Consider the following 24,397-nt stretch of genomic DNA (forward strand, 5'->3'; position numbering starts at 1 on the left):
CTGGCGCGCGTGATAACTGCCTGATTGGAAACGCGAAATTATAGCGCCTGAGGGCCCGTCCCCGCGCCGCGCGCGGACAAAAAACCCGGTCCCGCGCGCGAGGGTAGCCGGTACAATGGCGCCCTATGTCCGCACCCCGCTTCGTACACCTCCGCCTCCATTCCGAATACTCCATTGTGGACGGCATCGTCCGCCTGGAGGATGCGGTCAAGGCCGCCGCCGCCGATGGCATGGGCGCGCTCGCGCTGACCGATCTCGCCAATGCCTTCGGCCTGATCCGCTTCTACAAGGAAGCGCGTGGCGGCGGCGTCAAGCCGATCGTCGGCGCCGACGTCTGGCTGGCCAATGCCGATGACCGCGACAAGCCGTCGCGCCTGCTGCTGCTGGTGCAGGACAAGCGCGGCTACCTGAACCTGTGCACGCTGCTGTCGCGCGCATGGCTCGGCAACCAGCACCGCGGCCGGGCCGAGCTCGAGGCGGGCTGGTTCGACGAACCGGGCGAGGAAGGGCTGCCGCTGGCCACTGGCCTGATCGCGCTCTCCGGCGCGATGGGCGGCGACGTAGGCCAGGCGCTGGCCAACGGCAATGTCGAGGGCGCGCGCCGTGCGGCGCAGCACTGGGCGCGCGTGTTTCCGCAGCGCTTCTATATCGAATTGCAGCGCGCCGGCCTGCCCGGCACCGACGCCTACGTGCAGCAGGCCGTGCAGCTGGCGGCCGCGCTGCAGTTGCCGGTGGTGGCGACGCATCCGGTGCAGTTCATGACCCCCGACGACTTCACCGCGCACGAGGCGCGCGTGTGTATCGCCGAGGGCGAGCTGCTGGCCAATCCCAAGCGCACCCGCAAGTTCACCACGGACCAGTATTTCAAGACGCAGGACGAGATGTGCGCGCTGTTCGCCGACATTCCGTCCGCGCTGCGGAACGCCGTGGAGATCGCGCGGCGCTGCAACCTCACGCTGGAACTCGGTAAGCCGCGCCTGCCGCTGTTCCCGACGCCGGACGGCATGTCGCTCGACGACTACCTTGTGCACATGGCGCGCGAGGGCCTGGAGCGCCGGCTGGCGGTGCTGTTTCCGGACGAAGCCGCGCGCGAGGCGCGCCGGCCCGAGTATTACGCGCGCCTGGAGTTCGAGACCGGCACCATCATCAAGATGGGCTTTCCGGGCTACTTCCTGATCGTGGCCGACTTTATCAACTGGGCCAAGAACAACGGCGTGCCGGTGGGGCCGGGCCGCGGTTCGGGTGCCGGTTCGCTGGTGGCCTATGCGCTCGGCATTACCGACCTCGATCCGCTCAAGTACGCGCTGCTGTTCGAACGCTTCCTGAACCCGGAACGGGTATCGATGCCCGACTTCGATATCGATTTCTGCCAGCACGGGCGCGATCGCGTGATCACGTACGTGAAGGAGAAGTACGGCAAGGACGCGGTCTCGCAGATCGCCACGTTCGGCACCATGGCGGCCAAGGCCGCGGTGCGCGACGTGGGGCGCGTGCTCGACCTTGGCTACGGCTTTGTCGATGGGGTGGCCAAGCTGATCCCGTTCAAGCCGGGCAAGCTCGTCACCATCGAGGAGGCCAAGAAGGAAGAGCCGCTGCTGACCGAGCGCGAGAACAACGAGGAAGAGGTGCGCCAGCTGCTGGAACTGGCGCAGCGCGTGGAAGGCATGACCCGCAACGTGGGCATGCACGCCGGCGGCGTGCTGATCGCGCCGGGCCGCCTGACCGATTTCTGCCCGCTCTATACGCAGGGTGGCCAGAACGACGGCATGAGCGGCGTGGTGAGCCAGTACGACAAGGACGATGTCGAGGCGGCCGGCCTGGTGAAGTTCGACTTTCTGGGCCTGACGACGCTGACCATTCTGGACTGGGCCGAGCGCTATATCCGCCGGCTCGATCCGTCCAAGGCGGACTGGAACTGCAGCCAGATTCCGCTCGACGACGGGCCCGCCTTCGACATCCTCAAGACCGCCAACACGGTGGCGGTGTTCCAGCTGGAAAGCCGCGGCATGCAGGGCATGCTGAAGGACGCCAGGCCCGACCGCTTCGAGGACATCATCGCGCTGGTGGCGCTCTATCGTCCGGGCCCGATGGACCTGATCCCGAGCTTCTGCGCCCGCAAGCACGGGCGCGAGAAGGTGGAGTATCCCGATGCGCGCGTCGAGCCCGTGCTCAAGGAGACCTACGGCATCATGGTCTACCAGGAGCAGGTGATGCAGATGGCGCAGATCATCGGCGGCTACTCGCTCGGTGGCGCCGACCTGCTGCGCCGCGCCATGGGCAAGAAGAAGGCCGAGGAAATGGCCAAGCATCGCGAGCTGTTCCGCGAGGGCGCGGCGAAGAACGGGCTGTCGTCGCAGCAGGCCGACGATATCTTCGACCTGATGGAGAAGTTTGCCGGCTACGGCTTCAACAAGTCGCACGCGGCCGCCTATGCGCTGCTGGCGTACTACACGGCGTGGCTCAAGGCGCATCATCCGGCCGAATTCATGGCGGCCAACATGTCGCTCGCCATGGACGACACCGACAAGGTCAAGATCCTCTACGAGGATTGCCGCGCCAACGGCATCCGCGTGGATCCGCCCGACGTCAACGCGAGCGAGTACCGCTTTGCGCCGACCGATGCCCGCACGATCCGTTACGGCCTGGGCGGCGTCAAGGGTTCGGGGCAGGGCGCCATCGAGGACATCCTGCGCGCGCGCGAGGACGGCCCGTTCCGCGATCTGTTCGATTTCTGCGAGCGCGTCGACCGCCGCCAGGTGAATCGCCGCACGATCGAGGCGCTGATCCGCGCCGGCGCGTTCGACAGCATCCACGACAACCGCGGCCAGTTGCTGGCCTCGGTGTCGATCGCGATGGAAGCGGCCGAGCAGAAGGCCGAGTCCGCCAACCAGGTGTCGCTGTTCGACCTCATGGACGATGCCGCCGCCGAGGCGCACCGGCCGGAGCTCGTCGACGAGCCGGCCTGGACCACCAAGCGCCGCCTGCAGGAAGAGAAGCAGGCGCTCGGCTATTACTTCTCCGGCCACCTGTTCGACGCGTGGCGCGAGGAGGTACGCCGCTTCGTCAAGGGTACGCTCGCCAACCTCGAGAAGGAAGTGCAGGGCAATGGCGGTGGCTACGGCCGCGACGTGCGCGGCAAGGTGGTGGCGGGCGTGATCACCGGCATCCGCACGCAGATGACGCAGCGCGGCAAGATGCTGATCGTGATGCTCGACGACGGCACCGCGCAGATCGAGATGACGGTCTTCAACGAGCTGTTCGATGCCAACCGGCACATGTTCCGCGAGGACGAACTGCTGATCGCCAAGGGCAATGCGCGCCATGACACCTTTACCGGTGGCGTGCGCTTTACCGCCGAGTCCGTGATGGACCTGGTGGCCGCGCGCGCCGAATACGCCGATGCGGTCTGCCTGGCGTTCAACGGCAATGCCTCGACCGAGCGGCTGCGCGAACTGCTGACGCCGTACCTGGCCAACGTGGCGCAGCGCCCCGGCGTACCGGTGCGCATCCGCTATACCAACCATGACGCGCAGTGCGAGGCGACCCTGGGCGCGCAATGGCGCATCACGCCGTCGGACGATGCGCTGACCAGCCTGCGCAACGCGCTGACCGGCGACAGTGTGCGCATGCTCTATGTCTGAGCCGCGCCGGCGCATCCTGTTTCACGTCACGCACTTCCTGCATGGCGGGATCGAGACCGCGCTGGTATCGCTGCTGGCGTCGCTCGACCCGGCCCGCTTCGAGGTCGGGCTGACGGTGACTTATCCGTCCGAGGCGCTCGACCAGCATTTCCGCGCGCGCCTGCCGGCCCACGTGAAGGTGCATGTGCTGGCGCCCGAGCGCTGGCTGTCGCATTGCCGCCAGCTCAAGAAGGCGCGCAAGCTCGGCCCGCTCGGCAAGCTCTACGAGGAAGTGCTGCTGCCGCCCGTGCGCAAGCCGCTGATGAACCGGCGCTTCCGCCAGATCCTGGCGGGCCGCGGTGGGCAGCGCGGCTACGAGCTGGTGGTCGACTACGACATGTCGCTGTCGCGGCTGACCGGTCGCCTGCCGGTGCCGATGATCGGTTACCAGCATTTCAGCGTGGCGCACCTCGCGCAGGGGCATGGCCGCAAGTTGCGCAAGCTGCGGCGCCAGTGCCGCGAGCACTACGACCGCGTGGTGATGCTCAACGACAGCATGCTGGCCGACGCGCGCCGGCTCATTCCCGAGGCGGCGGACAAGTTCGTCAAGCTCTACAACGCCTTTGACCTGGCGCGCATCCGCGCCCTGGGCGAGGCTACCGACGTCGCCCTGCCGACCGCACCGTATATCGTCTCGGTGGGCCGGCTCGAAGAGAGCCAGAAGGATTTCGCCACGCTGCTGCGTGCCTATGCGCGGCTGGTGGCGGCAGGCATCGCCGAAGACCTGGTGATCGTCGGCGACGGCGCCTCGCGCGCGCGGCTGGAGCAACTGGCACAGGAACTCGGCCTGGCGGCGCGCGTGCGCTTTGCCGGCTTCCAGGCCAATCCGTTTGCGTGGATGCGGCATGCGCGGCTGATGGCGTTCAGCTCCCGCATGGAGGGGCTCGGCAATGTCCTGGTGGAAGCGCTCGCGCTCGGCCAGGTGGTGGTGAGTACCGATTGCCCGGTGGGGCCGCGCGAGATGCTCGACGACGGGCGCGCCGGCCTGCTGGTGCCGGTGGGCGACGTCGGGGCGCTGGCGGACGCGATGACGCGTGCGCTGCGCGACGATGCGCTGCGCCACGATCTGCTGGCGCATGCGGCGGGGTTTGTCGCGCGCATGGGGCTGGCGCCTACCGCCGAGGCCTTCAGCCGCGTGGTGGCGTCGCTGCTGTCGCGTCCGGCTGACGCGCCTGCCGGCACAGCAGCCACAGCTTGATGTACTTGTAGTAGCTGGCCTGGCCGTTCATCAGCGCCACGCCGAGTCCCTGCGCGCCATCGAGAAAGCCGCGGCGCAGGATCCAGGTCCGCAGGAAGGCCCACAGGCCATGGCCGACCGCGCTCGCGGCCGAGGCGGTCTTGCCGCGCCGGAAGGCCTGCTCGGCGCCGAGCGTGGAGTACTGGTCGATCTTGCGCAGGACCTGCGAGAAATCGTCGTAGGTGTAGTGCAGCAGCGGCGAGGCGAGGCGTTCGACCGGGCCGTCGGTGATCACGTTTTCGTGCACGAGGTCGTCGGTAAAGCGCGCCTTGCCGAGGCGGAACACGCGCGTGAGGTAGTCCGGATACCAGCCGCCGTGGCGGATGAAGCGGCCGCAGAAGCGCGACAGGCGCGGCATTTCGTAGGCATCGGCGCGGCCGGAGTCGAGCGCGGCGAGGATCTCGTCGCGCAGTTCGGGGGTGACGCGCTCGTCGGCGTCGATCGACAGCACCCACTCGCTGCGCACCTTGGACAGCGCGAGGTTCTTCTGCGGGCCGAAGCCGGGCCAGCCATCGGTCTGGTAGACCTCGGCGCCAAGGCGGCGCGCGATCTCCACGGTGCCGTCCGTGCTGCCCGAATCCACTATAATCGCGCGGTCGCACCAGGAAACGGATGCCAGGCACGCCTCGATGTTGTGGGCCTCGTTCTTGGTGATCAGGACGACAGAGATTTTCATAGCGATGATGGCAATGGGGCCGGGCCTGGACGAGGCGGCTCCCTGTGGCTCGCTATTCTAGCTGGACCCCGTCGGCCCCCGTGGTTGGCCACCGTGGTTGGCCCCCGTGGTCGGCCCCGGATGGCCCCATGACAGGACCCTGGCCGGACCAGAGCGGGACGCGCCACCTCTGCCCAGACACCCAGCGGTCCCGTCGTGCGGCGTCATGCCGCAATCGGGGGCCGGCTCCCCAATGAGAGAAGCACTCCTCGCGCGAGCGGGGTGGAGTCAATGTGAACAACACGCACGAACAGAAGAGCACGGCACAGCAGGAGACCGATACCCTCCGGCGCGTCTGGACCTACCTGCGGCCCGAGCTGCGCACCTTCATCATCGCGATCCTGGCGATGGCGGTGGTGGCCGCCAGCGAGGGCATCATCCCCAAGGTCGTCAACGACCTGCTCGACAAGGGCTTTGGTGGCGCGTACGCGGGCAAGCTCTGGCATGTGCCGGCGCTGCTGACCGGCGTGGCGCTGATCCGCGGCGTGGCGCAGTTCGCCTCGGGCTACTGGCTCAGCCGCGTCTCGAACAACGTGCTGATGACCATGCGGCTGCAGATGTTCGAGCGCATGCTCAGCGCGCCCGCGCTGTTCTATCACCGCAATACGGCCGCGTCGCTGATCAACGCCGTGATCTTCGAGGTCAACCAGGTCATGCAGATCCTGACCGGCGTGCTGATCACGCTGGTGCGCGACTCGCTGACGGTGCTCGCGCTGCTGGTCTACCTGTTTTATACCAACTGGCGCCTGACGCTGGTGGTGGCCGTGCTGCTGCCGTCGATCGGCTTTGTGATGTCGCGCGTGAACCGCCGCCTGCGCAAGCTGAACCGCGAGCACCAGGCCGTGACCAATACCGCCGCGTACGTGGTGGAAGAGGCCGCGGGCGGCTACAAGGTGGTCAAGCTGCATGGCGGCGAGGCCTACGAGATGAACCGTTTCCACGCGATGGCCGAGCGCCTGCGCGGCTATTCGATGCGCATGGCGGTGGCGGGCGGCCTCAACCAGCCGGTCACGGCGTTCCTGGCGGCGCTGGCGCTGTCGGTGATCCTGTCGATCGCGATGGTGCAGTCGCAGGCCAACCAGACCACGATCGGCGGCTTTACCGGCTTTGTGATGGCGATGCTGCTGCTGATCTCGCCGCTCAAGCACCTGACCGACCTCAACCAGCCGCTGCAGCGCGGCGTGACCGCGGCCGAGATGATCTTCCGCCTGATCGACGAGCCGATCGAGCCGCAACAGGGCGGGCTGCCGCTCGCGCGCGCACAGGGCAACCTGGCCTTCGACAAGGTGGGCTTCCGCTACGGCGACGCGGGCCGCGCGGCGCTCGCCAATATCGACTTCAAGGTCGCGGCGGGCGAGGTGGTGGCGCTGGTGGGACCGTCCGGCAGCGGCAAGACCACGCTGGTCAACCTGGTGCCGCGCTTCTTCGACCCGACCGAAGGCCGCATCCTGCTCGACGGTCAGTCGATCGACGCGTTTGCGCTGGCCGACCTGCGCCGCCAGATCGCGTTTGTGAGCCAGGATGTGGTGCTGTTCAACGATACCGTGGCGGCCAACGTGGCCTACGGCGTGCATCCGCGCGAGCAGATCGACATGGCGCGCGTGGAGCGGGCGCTCGCGGCGGCGTACCTGACCGATGTGGTCAAGGGCCTGCCGGAAGGGCTCGACACCAATATCGGCGACAACGGCATGAAGCTGTCCGGCGGCCAGCGCCAGCGCCTGGCGATTGCGCGCGCGATCTACAAGGATGCACCGATCCTGATTCTCGACGAGGCTACCTCGGCGCTCGATTCCGAGTCGGAGCGCCAGGTGCAGGCGGCGCTGGAATCGCTGATGGTGGGGCGTACCACGCTCGTGATCGCGCACCGTCTGTCGACCATCGAGAACGCCGACCGCATCGTGGTGCTGGAGCAGGGCCGCGTGGCGGAGCAGGGCTCCCATGCGGAGCTGCTGGCGGCCAACGGGCTGTATGCCGGCCTGCACCGCATCCAGTTTGCCACCCAGCAGGCGTAAGCCTGGCCCTGGCCGGCGGCCGCAGTGGCGGCTGCGGTGGCGCCAGTCGTGGGCGCCAGCAGGGGGCTGGAAGGGGGCAGTAGGGGGGGTAGTGGGCGGCGGCTGGCGGCACCCTCGCCCGGCCGCCATGGCAGTCCCTCCGTCTGACGCGTGGCGACAGCGGTAAGATGCGACTCCAGAGGTATCCCATACCCACCAGGAGACGATCATGACCGCTGCAAGCCTGCCCGACGGTGCCGCCACCGGCGCCGCTCCCATCAGCCGCTATCCCGTACCGCCGCTCAAGGACCTGCCCGACGATATCCGCGCGCGCATGCTCGAGGTGCAGGAGAAAGCGGGCTTCGTGCCCAACGTGTTTCTTGCGCTGGCGCACCGGCCCGACGAATTCCGCGCGTTCTTCGCCTATCACGATGCGCTGATGCTGAAGGAGAGCGGCCATCTGACCAAGGGCGACCGCGAGATGATCGTGGTGGCGACCTCGGGCGCCAATCAATGCCTCTACTGCGTGGTGGCGCATGGCGCGCTGCTGCGCATCTACGAAAAGAAGCCGCTGATCGCCGACCAGGTCGCCGTCAATTACCGCAAGGCGGATCTGCCGGCACGCCAGCGCGCCATGCTCGACTTTGCGATGAAGGTGTGCGACGACTCACGCCATATCGAGGAAGCCGATTTCGCGGCCCTGCGCGCGCACGGCTTTGACGATGAGGACGCGTGGGATATCGCCGCCATCACGGCGTTCTTCGGCCTGTCGAACCGCATGGCCAATACGGCCGGCATGCGCCCCAACGAGGAGTTCTACCTGATGGGGCGCGTGCCGAAGGCGAAGTAGAAGGGCCGGGCCCCCGGGGGTGTGGCGCGGGGCTGCACTCCTTCAGCGTACCTCCGCGCAGTGCCCGCTGCGCGGATCGAACAACACCGGCCAGGCCTGCTCGTAGATGCCCGGCGTGCAGCGTTTTTCGCAGCGCGCATGGGCCAGCGTGACGCGCCGCGGATCCTGCCACACCATCAGCTTGCAGCCGCTGCCGTCGAGGGCGACCAGTTCGATATGCGGCTTCTGTTGCGTCTGTTTGAATTCGTCGAGCTGGAATTCGCACGAGCCGCGTCTGGACACCCAGAGTTTCCAGCTGAGCGTTTTCACATCGTTGTGCGAGACGCGCATCATCGCTTCCTCGCGGAAGCCGTCCTCCTCGGTGCGCTTGCATTCGCCGGCCATGTCGATGTCGCGCGCGGGAATCGGCGTGGCACGGGCTGCCTGGCCGGACGGCGGCGCCTTGGTAGCGGTCGGGCCCGGGGGCGGCCTGGAGCGGTCGGCGACGGGCGGCGGCGTGCATGCCGCGCATAAAAAAATGGCCAGCATCGCGGCTGGCACAGTCGGTCGGATCGTCATGCTGCCTCCTCGGGAACCCTTGATGACCGTTATAGGGGACCGGGGCCGGAAAGGGAATGGTGCAAGCCCCAAGGCGCGCTGTCAGTCGGGCGGACTATAGTGAATGGATGTGCCGGCGCGCACGGAAGGGCGATCGGGATGGCGATGGTGCCACGGCGGGGCCGGCCGGCGCCTGGCGTGGTCCGGCCCCGCGCTTGCCGGATCAGGTCAGCGCTGCTTCGTGGCCTGCTTTCTGGTCCGCTTTTTGGTCCGTTGTCTGGTCCCGGCCGGCGCCTACCGCGATGCGCGGCGCCAGCGGATACCCCGCGGCAAAGACCAGCCGGCCGGCCGACCAGGTGTGGGTCACCAGCGGCTGGCCCGCCACCGCGGCCACCGCGATCACGTCCGCGCGCGCCCCGACGCGCAGGCGCCCACGGTCGTCCAGGCCGCACGCATCGGCGGGATTGGACGTGACCAGGGCGAGGGCGCGGTCGAGCGGCAGGTCCGCCAGCCGGGCGGCGGCAAACGCGGCCGCGATCAGCGTCGACGGCTGGTAGTCCGAACACAGGATGCTGGCCACGCCGGCCAGGATGCCGTCGAGCGCGCGCATCGACCCGCTCTGGCTCTTGCCGCGCAGCACGTTGGGCGCGCCCAGGATGGTCGGCAGGGCGACCTCGGTGGCGGCGCGCGCCGTCTCCACATTGATCGGGAATTCGCTCATGCGCACGCCAAGCGCATGCATGGCGGCGATGCGCTGCGGCGAGTCGTCGTCGTGGCTCGCGGTCGGAATGCCGTGGGCGCGCGCACGCGCGAGCAGGCGGTCGACGCGCTCCGACGCGCCGTCGAGCCGGGCCCGCTTTTGCGCGGCGGCATCGGCCGCTTCCTCGCGCGTCATGCCGTGGTTGCCCATCATGTACGACACGTAGGCATCGAGCGTCTTGAACTGGCCCTGGCCGGGGGAGTGGTCCATGACCGAGAGCAGGTCGACCACGCCTTCGTCCATCAGCGCTTCCAGGACCGGCACCGCGGCGGGATCGGTGACTTCGTAGCGGACATGGATGCGATTGTCGACCAGGCTGTGCGCGCCGAATGCCGCCACCGCGCGCACCAGTTCGGCGGCGGTATCGTTGTTGCGCACGCCGAAATGATTGCTGGCGAACGAGAGCGCGTGATACGGCGTGGTAATGCCGGCCGCGGCATTGCGGCGGTCGACCTGCGCCACCGCAAAGTCGAGCGGAAACAGCACGCCGGCGCGCGGCTCGGCTTCCTTCTCGATGGCGTCGCAGTGGACGTCGATCAGGCCGGGCATCACGGTATGGCCGCGCAGGTCGACCTCGTTGGCGTGGCCCGGGACGGTGCCCGCGTCGGGCTCGATGGCGACGATATGGCCATCGTCGATCAGCAGGGCGCTGTCGGCCAGGATCTGGTCCGGCAGCACGAGGGTGGCATGCGTCAGGTAGGTGGTGGGCATGTCGGCGGAGGTGTGGTTGGGTTCAGGCGCGTGGGGTGGGCACCAGCGGGGTGTTCAGGCAGCGACCGCGGCAGGCTGCAGCGGCAGCAGGCGCGTGGCCACCGCATCGCGTACGGCTTCGTCGTGGAAGATACCGATCAGGCAGCGGCCCTCGGCCAGCGCTTCCTGGATCAGCGCCACCACCACGGCACGGTTGTCGGCATCGAGTGACGCCGTGGGCTCGTCGAGCAGCAGGATCGGATGGCCGCCGATCAGCCCGCGCGCGATATTGACGCGCTGCTGCTCGCCCCCCGAGAACGTGGCCGGCGGCAGGTCCCACAGCCGGCGCGGCACATTGAGGCGCGCCAGCAGGCCGGCCGCGCGCTCGCGTGCCTCGGCCAGCGCGGTGCCGCGCTGCAGCAGCGGCTCGGCCACCACGTCGAGCGCGCTCACGCGCGGAATGGCGCGCAGGAACTGGCTGACATAGCCGATGACCTCGCGGCGCAGGCGCAGCACCTGCTGCTCCGCCGCACCGGTCAGACTGACCCACGGCGCGCCCGCCAGGCTGGTATCGCGCAGGCGGATGGTGCCTTCGGTGGCAAGGTAGTTGCCGTAGAGGCAGCGCAGCAGCGTGCTCTTGCCGGTGCCCGAGCGGCCTGCCAGCACGAGGCATTCGCCGCGGCCGGCATCGAAGTCGATGGCCTGCAGCACGGGCAGGCGTATGCCGCCCTGGTTGTGCAGCGTGAACATCTTGCCGAGGCCACGGACCTCGATCATGCGTTGGGAAGCGTCTTGCATGTTGGTTTCAACCTTGCAGGATGGAGGACACCAGCAGCTGCGTATAAGGATGCTGGGGGTCGTCGAGGATCTGGTCGGTCAGGCCTTGTTCGACCACGCGGCCACCCTGCATGACGAGGGTGCGGTGCGCCAGCAGGCGGGCCACGGCCAGGTCGTGCGTGACGAGGATGGCGGCGAGGCCGAGGTCGGTTACGAGGCGGCGCAGCAGGTCGAGCAGGCGCGCCTGCACCGAAACGTCGAGCGACGCGGTGGGCTCGTCCATGAACACCAGGCGCGGGTGCGTGACCAGGTTGCGCGCGATCTGCAGGCGCTGCTGCATGCCGCCCGAGAACGTGGCCGGAATGTCGTCGAGGCGGGCCAGGTCGATTTCCATCTTCTCGAGCCATGCACCGGCAATCTCGCGCAGGTCGCCATAGTGGCGCTGGCCCACGGCCATCAGCCGCTCGGCGATATTGGCGCCGGCACTGACCTGCATGCGCAGGCCGTCGCGCGCATGCTGGCGCACGAAGCCCCAGTCGGTGCGCGCGAGCAGCCGCATGCGCGCGCTGGAGAGCGAGGCGAGGTCGGTCAGGCCCTGCTCGCGCATGTCGTACCAGACGCTGCCGCGCTGCGGCGCGGCCTGCATCGACAGGGCCTGCAGCAGCGTGCTCTTGCCGGAGCCGGATTCACCCACCACGCACAGCACCTCGCCCGGGTAGAGGTCGAAGCTGACCTCATGGCAGCCATGCAGGCCGTCCCAGGTGCGCGTGACGTGGCGCGCCGACAGCAATGGTGTCGTGCTCATGCCGCGGCTCCTTCGGTGTTGTCTCCGCTGTTGCTGCCGCCGGAGTTGCTCCCCCTGAAGTTGCTCCCGCTGAAGTTGCTCCCCATGTGACCGGCGGCCTGGCGCTCCGCGCAGTATTCCGTATCGGAGCACACGAACATGCGCGTGCCGGCATCGTCCGTAATGATCTCGTCGAGGTAGCTGTCGCTGGCGCCGCACTGCGCGCAGCAGCTCGACCACTTCTCGACCTGGAACGGGTGATCGACAAAGTCGAGGCTCTTGACGGTGGTGTACGGCGGCACGGCGTAGACACGCTTCTCGCGGCCGGCGCCGAACAGCATCAGCGCGGGACTGCGGTCGAGCTTGGGATTGTCGAACTTGGGAATCGGCGACGGGCGCATCATGTAGCGTTGATTGACGATGACCGGGTAGTCGTACGTGGTGGCGATATGGCCGTGGTGCGCGATGTCCTCGTACAGCTTGACGTGCATCGCGCCATATTCGGCCAGCGAATGCATGGTGCGGGTCTCGGCCTCGCTCGGCTCCAGCCAGCGCAGCGGCTCGGGAATGGGCACCTGGAACACCATCACCTGGCCCGCGCGCAGCGGTGTCTCGGGAATGCGGTGGCGGGTCTGCACGATGGTGGCTTCAGCGGTGCGTTCGGTGGTGCGCACGCCCGTCACGCGGCCGAAAAAGCGGCGGATGCTGATGGCGTTGGTGGTGTCGTCCGCGCCCTGGTCGATGACCTTGAGCACATCCTGCGTGCCGATGATGGCGGCGGTCACCTGGATGCCGCCCGTGCCCCAGCCATACGGCAGCGGCATCTCGCGGCTGCCGAAGGGAACCTGGTAGCCGGGGATCGCCACCGCCTTCAGCAGCGCGCGGCGCAGCATGCGCTTGGTCGATTCGTCGAGGTAGCCGAAGTTGTAGTGCTCGTCGCGCGCCACGGTGGCGGCCGCGGCGTGCCGGTCGGAAAACTGGCTCATGCGAGGCTCTCCTCTTGCGGGTGGGCGGGGGCCGGGTTGGGCAGGTTGGCTGCGGCGGACGCGGCGGCCGTGGTATCGGCGCCGGTGGCCGCGCCGCTATCCGTGGCGCGTGCGGCATCGTGCTCCGCGCGCAAGCGGCGCACGAGTTCGAGTTCGGCCTGGAAGTCCACGTGATGCGGCAGCTTCAGATGCTGGACAAAGCCGGAGGCCTGCACGTTGTCGCTGTGATACAGCATGAATTCGATGTCGGTGGCCGGGGCGTCGGTGGCTTCGCCGAACTCGGTGGCGCGCATCGCGCGGTCCACCAGCGCCATCGACATGGCCTTGCGTTCGCCGTTGCCGAACACCAGGCCGTAGCCGCGCGTGAACTTGGGAGCTTCGGCGCCGCCGCCGGCGAACTGGTTGACCATCTGGCATTCGGTCAGCTCGATCTCGCCGATGGTGACGGCAAAGCCGAGCTCTTCGACAAACAGCTCGACTTCGGCGCTGCCATAGCGGATCTCGGCCGCGAACGGATGGTTATTGGCGTAGCCACGCTGCGTCGAATAGCCCATGCCGAGCAGAAAGCCCTCGTCGCCGCGCGCAAGGCTCTGCAGGCGCGCCGAGCGGTCGGCGGGAAAGGTCAGCGGATCGCGCGTGAGGTCGAACGGTGCCGGATCGCCGGCGGGGACGTCTTCGCGCTCGACCAGCGACTCGGCTTCGAGCAAGCCCGTCACGCGCGGCATGTCGGTACGCACGGCGGCCAGGGTTGCCCCGGACGCGGCGGCGGATGCCGGCGCCAGCGGTTCCGGATCGCGTCCGGCCTCGAGCGAGAAGTCCAGCAGTCGCTGCGTATAGTCGTAGGTTGGCCCGAGGATCTGGCCGCCGGGCACGTCCTTGAAGGTCGACGAGATCCGGCGCTGCAGGCGCATGGTGCCGGTATCGACCGGCAAGGTGTAGCCAAAGCGCGGCAGCGTGGTGCGGTAGGCGCGCAACAGGAAGATCGCTTCCACCTGATCGCCGGCGGCCTGCTTGAGCGCGAGCGCGGCAAGGTGGGGGTCGTAGAGCGAGCCCTCGGCCATCACGCGCGAGATCGCGAGCGGCATCTGCTCGCGGATCTGCGCGAGCGTGATATCGGGCAGCGAGGTATCACCGCGGCGATACGCATCGAGCTGGCGATACGAATTGAGGATTGCGCGCTCGCCCCCTTTGACTGCGACGTACATGTCAGTTCTCCAGTTGCGTGGTGCGCGGCAGTGCGCAGAAGCGGTCGCCCGCGGTCAGCAGCAGGTCCACGCCGAGCGGAAAGCCGGCATGGTTGGCCTGCCATTGCGCGCGGAAGTCGGGCGCGAGGCCGGTCACGGCGAGTGCCTGGGTGGTGTCGATGCCGGGGCCGCGTAACACCAGCGCGTCGCCCCGGGCAAGCGATGCCACCTCGATCAGCAGCGTGGCCGAGCGGTCCGGATAGGCGGGATCGCCCTGCGCGCAGTGCGCGAGCATCGGCATGGCATAACCGGCGGGCACGCAGACGAAGGTCGCGGCAGCGAGGTCGTCGACCAGCGGGCAGCCGCAGTGGAAGCGCAGGAAGGCACGCGCGGCGGCCGGGATATCGGCGGGCAGCCAGACCGGCGTGTCGCTGTCGGCAAGCGTGAGCAGCAGCGCGGCGGCGGCGGGCGACAGACCGTCCGGCAAGCCGCTGGTCGCCGGCAGCGCCTGCACCTGGCCGGGATGCGCGAACGCATGCAGCGCGGTGCGGAACACCTGCTGGGCATCGTCGACGGGATGGTCGAAACCGGGCAGCAACGAGGGCGCCGCCGTCATGGACATCTGTGCTGGCATGGTCAGTCTTCTCCGCGAACCATGGTGAAAAACTCCACGCGCGTCTGCGCGGCGGCGGCTGCCTGCTGGCTGGCCCGTGCCTGCAGGGCGGCGTCGAGCGGGGCGATCACGGCATCCTGCACGCGGGCATGCCAGTGCGGCGACTGCAGCAGCGCGTCGAGCACGGCCGCCTGTTCCGCATGGCGGCTGCCGCGCCCCTGTACATAGGACACACCGGCAATGCCGTCGGCCTCGAGCACCACCGCGCAACGCGTTACCGTGGTCTCGCCCAGGTTGAACTGCGCGCCGGTGCCGCCTGCCCGCGCGCGCACCATTGCCATGCCGCTTTCCGGCTTGCGCAGGAAGCGGTAGGCCGGTACGTCGCCTTGCCCGTGTAGCCGGGCCCAGGCGGCGTCGAGCGCCTCCGCGCCTGCCAGCGCAAGAACCCGCATCCATGCGGCACGCGCGGTTGCCGCGGCGGAGCCGGCAGACGACTGGTCGGACGTTTCGCCTTTCATTCTCACCCCTATACGTCTATACGTTTAGATGTAAAATACCACAACACGGCGATACTAGAACACAGCGAGATGAAGCTTTGATGACGGCGCGCCGGGGTGCCGGGACACCTCCCGGGCGGGGCTGCACTGAGGCACAATCGCATGGTTTTGATGAATGCTTGATGACACGAGGCTGGACAAGATGTCTGAACGGGAAGTCGAACGCGGCTCGGGTGTCGCCGTGTGGCGCCAGATTGGCGAGGCGCTGGCGGAAGACATTCGCAACAAGCTCTATGGGCCTGGCGAGCAATTGCCGCCCGAACCGGAACTGGCTGCGCGCTTCTCGGTGAACCGGCATACCATCCGCCGCGCGATGGGCGAGCTGGAACTGAGCGGGCTGGTGCGCATCGAGCAAGGCCGCGGCACCTTTGTGCAGGAACATGCGATCGATTACGCGATCGGCCGGCGCACGCGGTTTTCGCAGAACCTTGCGGCGCAGGGCATGCGCGGCCACAGCGAGATCGTCGATGCGCAACTGACGCGGGCGCCCGAGGTGGCCAGGCATCTCGGTCTGAGCCGCACGGCGCAGGTACTGCACGTGCAGATGATCGGCAAGGCCGAGTCGCGAACCATCGACGTGGCCGAGCACTATTTCGATCCGGCGCGCTTTCCGGGCCTGGACGAACGGTTGCGCGAGCTGGGCTCGATCTCGCGCGCTCTGGCGCAGTACGGCATTGCCGACTACACGCGCAAGTGGTCGCGCATCACCGCTGCCATGCCGACCGCGCCGGTGGCACGCCTGCTCAACCAGCCCAAGACACGGCCGGTGCTGCAGGTGGAAGCGCTCAATGTGGACCTCGATGGCAAGCCGCTGCAGTACAGCATGACCCGATTTGCCGGCGACTGGGTACAGTTGACAGTCTCGGATCAGGACTGAGCGCGCAGGTTTTTTTTGCGCCGACCTGTGCGCCGACTTGTGCGCCGACTTGTGCGGGGGCGGTCTGCTGGCTTCGTGCCGGTCTCGCCCCATTGGTCTAGACATCTGTTTGTCATGTCACGACGCTAACGTGTTGATCATGCATACGACTAACGCCAACTCCAATCTGCCGCTCGCCGGCATCACCGGCCGCAGGGTGCTCGGCATCGCTGGCATTGCGCCTGCGACGCTTGGCATCGACGGCAGCCATCTCGCGGAACGCCCGGCCGAGGCCGGGCCCTGCATCGACGCCGGCGACCTGCTGGTGCTGCCCGGCATCGTCGATATCCATGGCGACGCGTTCGAGCGCTCCGTGATGCCGCGTCCCGGGGTGAGTTTTCCATACCCGGTGGCGCTGCTCGACGTCGACCGTCAGCTGCTCTCGCATGGCATTACCACGGAATTCCACGGCGTGACGCTGTCGTGGGAGGGCGGCTTGCGCGGCGAAGCCTATGCGTTGCGCATGTTCGAGGCGCTCGCGCAACTGCAGCACGTGCTCGGTGCCAGCCATCGGGTGCATCTGCGCTTCGAGGCCTACCATCTGGCCGGTGTGGAAACGGCGCTGAACTGGATGGCCGATGGCCGCGTCGGCCTGCTCGCCATCAACGACCATTTGCCGACCATGGCGCGTCGCATGGCCGACGAACGCAAGGTCCTCCAGTATGCCGAGCGCGCCGAATGCGATGCGGAAACCTTCCGCGACCGCGTGCGCGCCGCGAGCCGCAATGCGCAGGAAGTGCCGGCCGCGATGGCCCGTCTGATTGCCGCGGCACGCGCCGCCGGCCTGCCGGTGGCCTCGCACGACGATCCGGACGTGGCCACGCGCCAGCATTACCACCGCCAGGGCTGCGGCATCGCCGAGTTCCCGTTGACCATCGAGGCCGCGCGCCTGGCGCGCCAGCTTGGCAACGAGACCGTGTTCGGCGCGCCCAATGTCGTGCGGGGGCAGAGCCATACCGGCGCGCCCAATGCGACCGAGATGGTGGGCGCGGGGCTGTGCACGGTGCTGGCCTCCGACTATCACTATCCCGCGCCGCTGCAGGCCGCGTTCAAGCTGGCCTTGCTCGGCGTGACGGACTTGCCCGGCGCATGGCATCTGGTCTCGCGCAATCCCGCGCGTGCCGCCGGTTTGCGCGATCGCGGCGCACTGGTGCCCGGCATGCGCGCCGATGCGATCCTGGTGGACGACAGCCAGCCCGGCATGCCGCGCGTGTGCGCGGCGATCGTCGGTGGCCGCGTATGTCACGCCACCATGGCGCTGCCGATGGTAGACCTCGCCACGGTTGTGGTACTGGGCGCCGCACGCGGCACCAGCCTGGCAGCATGATGCGCGCCCATCGCTACGCCATCTACCTGGCGCCGGGCGAGCCGTTCCGCCAGTTCGGCAGCCGCTGGCTGGGCCGTTGCGCGGACACGGGCGCGCGGGATCTTGCGCCGGAAGCAGACGATCCGCGCCGCGCGGCATGGACGCGCGCGCCCGCGCATTACGGACTCCACGCCACGCTCAAGCCGCCGTTCCGGCTGGCGCAGGGTACGGACGCCACCATGCTCGACGCCGCCGCGCGAACCTTTGCGCGCGGCCGCCCGGGGTTCGATGCGCCGTTGGCGCTGCGTGCGCTGCGCGGGTTTGTCGCGTGGTGCCTTGCCGACGACGGCGAGGGCGCGGGCGATGCCCGGCGCCAGATGCAGGCCCTGGCCGACGGCGCGGTCCGCGCCTTCGACCGCTTTCGTGCGCCGGCCACGCCCGAGGAGATCGCGCGCCGCAATCCCGACCAGCTTGGTGGCGAGCAACGCCGCATGCTGGAGCTGTGGGGGTATCCATATGTGTTCGACACCTTCACCTTCCATGTGTCGCTGACCGGCAAGGTGGACGGCGACGAAGTGGCCGATGCGCTGGCGCTGCTGCAGCGCCTGGGCGCGTCGATCCTGCAGATGCCGTTGCGCGTGGACGGCATCAGCATCTATGTCCAGACCGAGCCTGGCGCCGACTTTCTGGTGGGCCGGCATTACGGATTCGACGGTGGCGTCACCGATGGCGCCGCCGCGGCGTATCTGGCGTCATGAGCGGGGCCATCGGCGGTGCCGGCGGCGGCACGATACGCGAACCCATGGGCCGCCCCCCGCGCGTTGCACATGGCGGACAAGGCCTGTTCTACGTGATGGGCCCGTCCGGTAGCGGCAAGGATTCGCTGCTGCGCGCATTGCGCGAGCGCCTGGGCGCCGACGACCGCATCGTGATCGCCCATCGCTATATCACTCGCGAGGCCGATGCCAACGAGGCGTCGGTCGCGTTGAGCACCAGCGAATTCGCGCGCCGCCAGGCGCTCGGCTGCATGGCGTTGCACTGGCGCAGCCATGGCCTGCACTACGGCATCGGCGTGGAAATCGAGACCTGGCTGGCACAGGGACTGCGCGTGATCGTCAATGGCTCGCGCGAGTATCTGGCGCAGGCCGTGGCGCGCTATCCCGCGCTGTGCGCGGTGCATGTACGCGTCAGCCCCGAGGTGCTGGGCGCACGCCTGCGTCAGCGTGGCCGCGAATCGGAGGCCGCCATCGCCGCGCGCCTGGCACGCGCCGCGCAGGCCTTCGAGGTGCCGGCCGGCTGCCAGCTGGTGGATATCGACAACAGCGGTCCGCTGGAGGACGCGGCGGCGCGCCTGGCGGCGCTGGTCGGTGCCACGGCGCCTGCGGGCGCGCACAGCGCGAGCCCGCGCGCGAGGAATCCGGTCGAGTGAAACCGGGCGTGATCGACCCGCTCGGGGCCAACCGGCTCAATTCAAACCATCCGCCAGCGCGATACTGAAACTGATGCCGTGCTCGGTGAAGCCGAGCTCACGATAGAAACGGTGGGCCTGAAGTCGTCTGGCATTCGACGACAGCGCGAGCTTGGCCGCACCGGCCTCGCGCGCCAGCCGCATCGCTTCCTGCATCATCCGCTTGCCAATGCCGCGGCCGCGCGCGGCGGGCGCTACCACCACGGCCTCGACAATCGCTTCGGGGCGGCCGTCGTGCACCATCACCGGAAACACCAGCAGGCTGAACGTGCCGAGCGGCGCGCCCGCAGGGGCGTCGCGCGTGCCGGTATCGGCTTCGCCCGCTGGCGCGTCGTACATCAGGTAGCAACGGTAGCGCGGCAGCCGCCGCATCTCGGCGAAACGCTCGCGCATGCAGGCCAGGGGCAATGGCGCTTCATCGTCCATGGTGGCGAGGAGGCTCGCCAGCTGGTCCAGCTCCGCATCGGTCCCGCGTACTTCATGCAGATGCAGCGCCGCCGGGTTCATGCGGCCGGACGGGCGCAGCGGGCCGCCATGGCGAGATAGTGCGACAGCGTCGGTGTGGGCAGGTCGACCACCTTGGCGAGGTCGTCATAGCGGCGCAGGCGCACCGCGGCGTCGGCGTGGCGGTTGGCGGCAAAGGCATTGGCCTGGGCGTCGTCGAACGGACCGCCCTGCAGGCGCAGGCTGTGCACGGATGCCGGCGACAGCGAGTCGTGATACGCCGGATCGCGCGCGCACAGGTAGCGCTTGGCGGCCACGTGCAGGCGCACGGGCTCGGTCACGTCGGCGCCGAACAGTCCCGCCAGCGCGTCGGCCGCGGCCTCCTGGTGGCGCATGTCGGTAGTGCTGCTTTCCGCCAGCATCAGATGTCCCACGTCGTGCAGCAGCGCGGCGACGATCAGCGGTTCGGGTTCGCCGGCACGCTCGGCCAGTTGCGCGCACTGCAACGCGTGCGCGGTCTGGCTGATGGCCTCGTCGCCGTAGTAGTTGGTGCCGTGGTTGGCAAAGAGGTTTTCGATCTGCGCAAGCGTCAGCATGGGAAGCGGGAAGAAAGCGGAGTCACAGGAGGGGCGTGACAAGAGGAGATGGCGGCGGGTCAGATCAGGACCTTGCGGATCTGTGCCGACAGGACATCGATGGTCGTCACGAAGATCACGATGATGATCATCACGGCGCAAGTCTGCGCGTACTGGAAGCTGCGGATGATCTCCCACAGCACGGTACCGATGCCGCCGGCGCCGACGATGCCGACCACCGAGGCGGAACGCACGTTCGATTCGAAGCGGTACAGCGCAAACGAGAGCCACAGCGGCAGCACCTGCGGGATCACGCCGAAGACGATCTCTTCGAGCGCGCCGGCGCCGGTGGCGCGCACGCCTTCCACGGGGCGGGGGTCGATCGCTTCCACGGCTTCGGCGAACAGCTTGGCCAGCACGCCCATGGTATGGACCCAGATGGCGAGTACGCCGGCGAACGGACCGAGACCCACGGCCACGATGAACAGCATGGCGTAGACCATTTCGTTGATGGCGCGGCAGGCGTCCATCAGGCGGCGCGTAGGCTGGTAGATCCAGGGAGGCACGATATTGGCCGAGCACAGCAGGCCCAGCGGGACCGCGAGCACGACGGCGATGGCGGTGCCCCACAGCGCGATCTGCACGGTAACGAGCATCTCGTCGAGGTAGGTGTGCCAGTCGCGGAAATTGGGCGGGAAGAAATCGGCGGCGAACTGCGCCATGTTGCCGGACTGGCTGATCAGGTCGAGCGGCCGCATATCGGCCCCTTTCCACGATGCCGCCAGCATTGCCAGCAGGACGCCCCAGATCAGCATGACGGCGAGCGAGGTGCGCGGGGGCCGCACGCTCGATGCCCGGGGCGGCAGCGGCGGCAGGCCAGGCTTGGCGGTGAGGGACATGATGGCAGTCCAGTAAAAGGTTGATGCGGAGACAAAGGGTTGATGCGGCGATGACGGCGCCAAACGGCAGCAAGACCGGAGGCGGGCGCGCCTCCGGTCTTGCGGTACGGCTTACTGCGCGCTCGACGCGATCTTGTCGAGGTCGGCCAGGCGGCGCGACACGTCGGCCAGCTGCTTTTCCTTGTCGGCGGCGGCGAGCGTGGCGTCGGTTTCGATCTTCTGCTTTTCCTTGGCCAGTTCGATCTGGCGGATCGGCACGAGCTGCGCGTCAGACGAGGCACGGAAGCCCTGGTAGGTCAGCCTGCTGAGGTTTTCCTTCTCGCGCGCGGCATTGCTGCCTTTGCCGTAGTTGACGAAGAACGTCTTGATCTTGGTCTTGGTCTCGGCCGGCAGGTCCTTGCGATAGACCAGCGGGTCGGCCGGGATCAGCGGCGACTTCCACAGTACGCGCACGAGGTCGTACGCGTTCTTGCCGGTGTTGATGCGATAGCGCTCGAAGTTCTCGGTGTTGTTGACCGCCACGTCGACCTGCTTGTTCAGCACGGACAGCAGGTTGGTTTCGTGGTTGCTGATGCGCACGGCCTTGAACAGGGTCTTCGGCTCGACCTTGTTGGCGCCCCACAGGTAGTAGCCCGGCACCGCCGTGCCCGACGTCGAGTTCGGATCGCCGGCGCCGTACGAGAGCGTCTTGCCGCGCTTGATCACGTCCTCCACCGACTTCAGGTCGCTGTCCTTGTTGACGATCAGCAGCGACCAGTAGCCGGGGTTGCCGTCCTTGTCGATCACCGAGGCAAATACTTCGCCGCTGGCACGGTCCACCGCCTCGATGGCCGACTTGTTGCCGAACCAGGCGATCTGTACCTTGTTGAAGCGCATGGCCTCGATAATGCCGGCGTAGTCCGAGGCGAAGAACGGCTTGACCGGCACACCCAGCGTCTTGCTGAGGTCGTCGACCACGGGCTGCCATGCGTCCTTGAGGTTCGACGACGATTCGGTCGAGATGAAGCCGATGTTCAGCGGCTTGGCCTCCTGGGCGAAGGCCGGCAGGGCCACGACACCAGAGGCAACCACGGCGAGGAAGGTTCTGCGAAGCATGGGGAGACTCCGTTTGAGTAAGGCTTTGGGGATAAGGCTGTGGGAAGGCGCTGCGGGCAGCGCCCGGAAGCGAAGCCGCGGTCAGGCGGTTGCCATGGCGACCGGCGCCACCGCAGGCACGGCGGGTACGGATTCGGCCGCGGTGTCGTGCAGTAATTCGTCCGCCTCGGTGCCATACAGGTCGCGCAGCATCGACGGCGTGAGCGCCGCGGAGGGGCCGTCATAGACCACCTTGCCGTGACGCAGCGCCACCACGCGCGGGCAGTAGCGCATGGCCACATCGACCTGGTGCAGCGAAACCACCACCGCGACCTTGCGCGTGCGATTGATCTGCGCAAGCAGCGACATCACGCGGCGCGAGGACTCGGGATCGAGCGAGGCGATGGGCTCGTCGGCCAGAATCACGCTGGCGTTCTGCACCAGCGTGCGCGCGATGGCGGCGCGTTGCTGCTGGCCGCCGGACAGCGTCGAGGCGCGCTGAAACGCATAGTCGTCTATACCAACCTGTGCAAGCGCATCAAGGCCGGCCTGGACTTCGGCGGCACGAAAATAGCGAAACAGGCTGCGCCACTTGGGCACACGCGTGAGCATGCCGACGAGGACGTTGGTAATGACCGGCAGACGGCCGACCAGGTTGAATTGCTGGAACACAAAGCCGATATCCGCGCGCACCTTGCGCACGTTGCCGGCGAGCCTGCCGTTGCGCTGCACGACGCGGCCATTGACCAGAATCTCGCCCACACCGGCATCGCCCGTGACAAAGCCGGCCACATGGCGCAGCAGCGTGGATTTGCCGGAGCCCGAGGCGCCCAGCAATGCCACCATCTCGCCCGGCGCGACGTGCAGCGAGACATCGTCAAGCGCCTTGCGATCCGCGCGGAAGGACTTCGAGAGTCCGCGGACCTCAATTGCATGCGTCATGTCCACTCCTTGTTGAATGACACGGCGCATTCTGGCTGGGGTCGATGACAGAACGATGACGTATGTGAGGTGATGGCGCGTTATATGTCTGGCAGGCGAGTCAAAGTGCGTCCGGGAGCGTCCCGGATGATGGCGTGATGCATCATGACAGGGCCGGCACCACGCCGAGCATGCCGGCGTCGCGCAGCAGCGCGTCGAGTCCGGTCTCTTGCAGCGCGTACACACCGTGCGTGTTGCGCCAGAGCAGCGACTTGTCGCACAGCGATTCGAGCGCGAGGTCGATATGGCAATGATCGATCGGGGTATCGTCGTCGGGCGCGAGCCGGGCCATGACTTCGCGATACGCGCGCATCGTGTCGGGCCAGAACGGCGAGAACCGGTGCCCGCGCGCCGCTGCCACGCGCAATACGGTGGAGTCGAGCGGGGTCAGCGCTTCCACCACGCGCAACTGGCCGCGGCGATGCTCGGTGATCTGCGTGTCGATGGCGCTGGCAAAGCGCAGGTCGAGCGCGTCGCCGGCGGTGTCGCGCGGCACGGCCAGGGCGGCCGCCTGCAGCATCTGGGGGCGGTAGCCGGCACGCCGGAACGCATGGAACACCGCCCCGGCATCGAGCGGCCGCGCATAGGTCTGCCGGGTGCAGAACCACTGCACGAAATCCATGCCAAGCGGGGGCAGTTCCATCCATGGCGCGCAGAAGAACGGCTGGTCGTGGCTGTGGCACAACATGGCCAGCTTGTCGCGGTGGGAGCCGCTGGCGAGGATCCGCATGCCGTGGTACGGCCCGGTATTGAGGCGGTCGCGCGCGCCCTTGAGGGCAAACAGGGCGTCGTTGCCGAGCGCCGACGTGCTGGCATGCTGCGCCTCGTCGAGGATCAGCACGATCGGCTGCTGCGCGTCCGCGGCGAGCAGTTCGAACGCCGCCGCCAGCGAGATGCCGCTGCCGAGGCCGACGCGATCGAGCACGAACGACACGTCGTCCGCCTCGTCCGCGTCCAGCGCCACCGCCTGCACCAGCCGACGCATCACGTGCGCATGCTTCCAGAGTTCCTGACGAATCGCCTCGACGATGACCATGCCAGGCTCGGCGCTGCGGTCTTCCCACAGATCGACATGGATCACGAGCGCACCGCTGCGCCGCAGTTCAGGCACGAGGTCTGCGCGCAGGAAGGTCGACTTGCCGGTACGACGCGGCGCCACGAGCAGCAGGCCCGATGCGGCAGCGGCCGGCCCGGCCGCGCTCAGAATCCGTGCGGCCATTTCCGTGGCCAATGCCTCTCGATGGAATACGTGCATGAGTCTCTCCGTGTGGTGGAACAGCAGGATGGAGCGATTGTTTGCCGCCGCCCGATGCGATGTATATGAGACGATTCTGAAAAGGTTTCTGTGCCGCGGGGACGACCTTCGCGGGCAA

23 protein-coding genes are annotated in these 24,397 nt (G+C 68.0%); 8 read left to right on the forward strand and 15 right to left on the reverse strand.

The window, feature by feature from the left end; translation table 11 throughout:
• Positions 1 to 125 precede the first annotated feature (125 nt).
• Positions 126 to 3,641, forward strand: coding sequence for a DNA polymerase III subunit alpha (gene dnaE, locus DFLDMN_RS18895; RefSeq protein WP_423196381.1), 3,516 nt, complete (start codon positions 126 to 128; stop codon positions 3,639 to 3,641).
• Entirely contained in the window at positions 3,634 to 4,878 is a 1,245-nt protein-coding gene (locus DFLDMN_RS18900; protein ID WP_423196382.1) for a glycosyltransferase, read from the forward strand. The genes dnaE and DFLDMN_RS18900 overlap by 8 nt, the downstream gene beginning before the upstream one ends.
• Here the strand turns inward: DFLDMN_RS18900 and DFLDMN_RS18905 are convergent.
• Complete coding sequence (locus DFLDMN_RS18905) at positions 4,808 to 5,593, reverse strand: glycosyltransferase family 2 protein (protein ID WP_423196383.1); 786 nt, start codon at positions 5,591 to 5,593, stop codon at positions 4,808 to 4,810. The genes DFLDMN_RS18900 and DFLDMN_RS18905 overlap by 71 nt on opposite strands.
• A 272-nt stretch (positions 5,594 to 5,865) precedes the next feature.
• Between DFLDMN_RS18905 and msbA the strand changes: the two genes are divergently transcribed.
• Together msbA and DFLDMN_RS18915 are read left to right on the forward strand one after the other, a co-directional pair.
• Positions 5,866 to 7,644: a lipid A export permease/ATP-binding protein MsbA gene (gene msbA / locus DFLDMN_RS18910; RefSeq protein WP_423196384.1), complete on the forward strand. Its 1,779-nt coding sequence runs from the start codon at positions 5,866 to 5,868 to the stop codon at positions 7,642 to 7,644.
• 208 nt (positions 7,645 to 7,852) lie between these two features.
• The gene (locus DFLDMN_RS18915; protein WP_423196385.1) at positions 7,853 to 8,473 is read left to right on the forward strand and encodes a peroxidase-related enzyme; all 621 of its coding nucleotides are present in this window, start codon (positions 7,853 to 7,855) and stop codon (positions 8,471 to 8,473) included.
• Between the two features lie 42 nt (positions 8,474 to 8,515).
• Here the strand turns inward: DFLDMN_RS18915 and DFLDMN_RS18920 are convergent, their stop codons facing one another.
• From DFLDMN_RS18920 to phnG, 8 genes are all read right to left on the reverse strand, one after another.
• Positions 8,516 to 9,031: a hypothetical protein gene (locus tag DFLDMN_RS18920; protein WP_423196386.1), complete on the reverse strand. Its 516-nt coding sequence runs from the start codon at positions 9,029 to 9,031 to the stop codon at positions 8,516 to 8,518.
• A gap of 202 nt (positions 9,032 to 9,233) precedes the next feature.
• A complete protein-coding gene (locus tag DFLDMN_RS18925) occupies positions 9,234 to 10,481 on the reverse strand; it encodes an alpha-D-ribose 1-methylphosphonate 5-triphosphate diphosphatase (RefSeq protein ID WP_423196387.1) in 1,248 nt (415 codons plus the stop codon).
• A 54-nt stretch (positions 10,482 to 10,535) separates the two neighbouring features.
• Positions 10,536 to 11,258, reverse strand: coding sequence for a phosphonate C-P lyase system protein PhnL (gene phnL / locus DFLDMN_RS18930; protein WP_423196388.1), 723 nt, complete (start codon positions 11,256 to 11,258; stop codon positions 10,536 to 10,538).
• 7 nt (positions 11,259 to 11,265) lie between these two features.
• A complete protein-coding gene (phnK, locus tag DFLDMN_RS18935; protein ID WP_423196389.1) occupies positions 11,266 to 12,042 on the reverse strand; it encodes a phosphonate C-P lyase system protein PhnK in 777 nt (258 codons plus the stop codon).
• Positions 12,039 to 13,007 (reverse strand): alpha-D-ribose 1-methylphosphonate 5-phosphate C-P-lyase PhnJ, encoded by a 969-nt coding sequence (locus DFLDMN_RS18940; protein ID WP_423196390.1) that lies wholly within the window; start codon positions 13,005 to 13,007, stop codon positions 12,039 to 12,041. The genes phnK and DFLDMN_RS18940 overlap by 4 nt, the downstream gene beginning before the upstream one ends.
• Positions 13,004 to 14,212 (reverse strand): carbon-phosphorus lyase complex subunit PhnI, encoded by a 1,209-nt coding sequence (locus DFLDMN_RS18945; protein ID WP_423196391.1) that lies wholly within the window; start codon positions 14,210 to 14,212, stop codon positions 13,004 to 13,006. Before DFLDMN_RS18945 ends, DFLDMN_RS18940 begins: the two co-directional genes overlap by 4 nt.
• Position 14,213: 1 nt before the next feature.
• Entirely contained in the window at positions 14,214 to 14,825 is a 612-nt protein-coding gene (gene phnH / locus DFLDMN_RS18950) for a phosphonate C-P lyase system protein PhnH (RefSeq protein ID WP_423196392.1), read from the reverse strand.
• Between the two features lie 2 nt (positions 14,826 to 14,827).
• A complete protein-coding gene (phnG, locus tag DFLDMN_RS18955) occupies positions 14,828 to 15,322 on the reverse strand; it encodes a phosphonate C-P lyase system protein PhnG (RefSeq protein WP_423196393.1) in 495 nt (164 codons plus the stop codon).
• Between the two features lie 181 nt (positions 15,323 to 15,503).
• On the opposite strand from phnG, the gene phnF reads away from it, so the two are divergent.
• The 4 genes from phnF to phnN all read left to right on the forward strand — a co-directional run bounded on the left by phnF (position 15,504) and on the right by phnN (position 19,012).
• The gene (gene phnF, locus DFLDMN_RS18960; RefSeq protein WP_423196394.1) at positions 15,504 to 16,238 is read left to right on the forward strand and encodes a phosphonate metabolism transcriptional regulator PhnF; all 735 of its coding nucleotides are present in this window, start codon (positions 15,504 to 15,506) and stop codon (positions 16,236 to 16,238) included.
• 139 nt (positions 16,239 to 16,377) lie between these two features.
• Complete coding sequence (locus DFLDMN_RS18965; protein WP_423196395.1) at positions 16,378 to 17,604, forward strand: alpha-D-ribose 1-methylphosphonate 5-triphosphate diphosphatase; 1,227 nt, start codon at positions 16,378 to 16,380, stop codon at positions 17,602 to 17,604.
• A complete protein-coding gene (locus DFLDMN_RS18970) occupies positions 17,604 to 18,341 on the forward strand; it encodes a DUF1045 domain-containing protein (RefSeq protein WP_423198477.1) in 738 nt (245 codons plus the stop codon). Before DFLDMN_RS18965 ends, DFLDMN_RS18970 begins: the two co-directional genes overlap by 1 nt.
• 44 nt (positions 18,342 to 18,385) lie before the next feature.
• On the forward strand, positions 18,386 to 19,012 hold the full coding sequence (gene phnN, locus DFLDMN_RS18975; protein WP_423198478.1) for a phosphonate metabolism protein/1,5-bisphosphokinase (PRPP-forming) PhnN: 627 nt from the start codon (positions 18,386 to 18,388) through the stop codon (positions 19,010 to 19,012).
• A 36-nt stretch (positions 19,013 to 19,048) separates the two neighbouring features.
• Here the strand turns inward: phnN and DFLDMN_RS18980 are convergent, their stop codons facing one another.
• The 6 genes from DFLDMN_RS18980 to DFLDMN_RS19005 all read right to left on the reverse strand — a co-directional run bounded on the left by DFLDMN_RS18980 (position 19,049) and on the right by DFLDMN_RS19005 (position 24,279).
• The gene (locus DFLDMN_RS18980; protein WP_423196396.1) at positions 19,049 to 19,558 is read right to left on the reverse strand and encodes a GNAT family N-acetyltransferase; all 510 of its coding nucleotides are present in this window, start codon (positions 19,556 to 19,558) and stop codon (positions 19,049 to 19,051) included.
• Entirely contained in the window at positions 19,555 to 20,091 is a 537-nt protein-coding gene (locus DFLDMN_RS18985; RefSeq protein ID WP_423196397.1) for a phosphonate degradation HD-domain oxygenase, read from the reverse strand. The genes DFLDMN_RS18980 and DFLDMN_RS18985 overlap by 4 nt, the downstream gene beginning before the upstream one ends.
• Before the next feature lie 59 nt (positions 20,092 to 20,150).
• Positions 20,151 to 20,969 (reverse strand): phosphonate ABC transporter, permease protein PhnE, encoded by an 819-nt coding sequence (gene phnE, locus DFLDMN_RS18990; protein WP_423196398.1) that lies wholly within the window; start codon positions 20,967 to 20,969, stop codon positions 20,151 to 20,153.
• Positions 20,970 to 21,080: 111 nt separating this feature from the next.
• On the reverse strand, positions 21,081 to 22,064 hold the full coding sequence (gene phnD / locus DFLDMN_RS18995) for a phosphate/phosphite/phosphonate ABC transporter substrate-binding protein (protein WP_423196399.1): 984 nt from the start codon (positions 22,062 to 22,064) through the stop codon (positions 21,081 to 21,083).
• 81 nt (positions 22,065 to 22,145) lie between these two features.
• Entirely contained in the window at positions 22,146 to 22,985 is an 840-nt protein-coding gene (gene phnC, locus DFLDMN_RS19000; protein WP_423196400.1) for a phosphonate ABC transporter ATP-binding protein, read from the reverse strand.
• A gap of 142 nt (positions 22,986 to 23,127) precedes the next feature.
• Positions 23,128 to 24,279: an ATP-binding protein gene (locus DFLDMN_RS19005; protein WP_423196401.1), complete on the reverse strand. Its 1,152-nt coding sequence runs from the start codon at positions 24,277 to 24,279 to the stop codon at positions 23,128 to 23,130.
• Positions 24,280 to 24,397 lie beyond the last annotated feature (118 nt).

The organism is Cupriavidus sp. H19C3 (assembly GCF_049393815.1).
In the GTDB taxonomy this organism is placed as follows: Bacteria; Pseudomonadota; Gammaproteobacteria; order Burkholderiales; family Burkholderiaceae; genus Cupriavidus.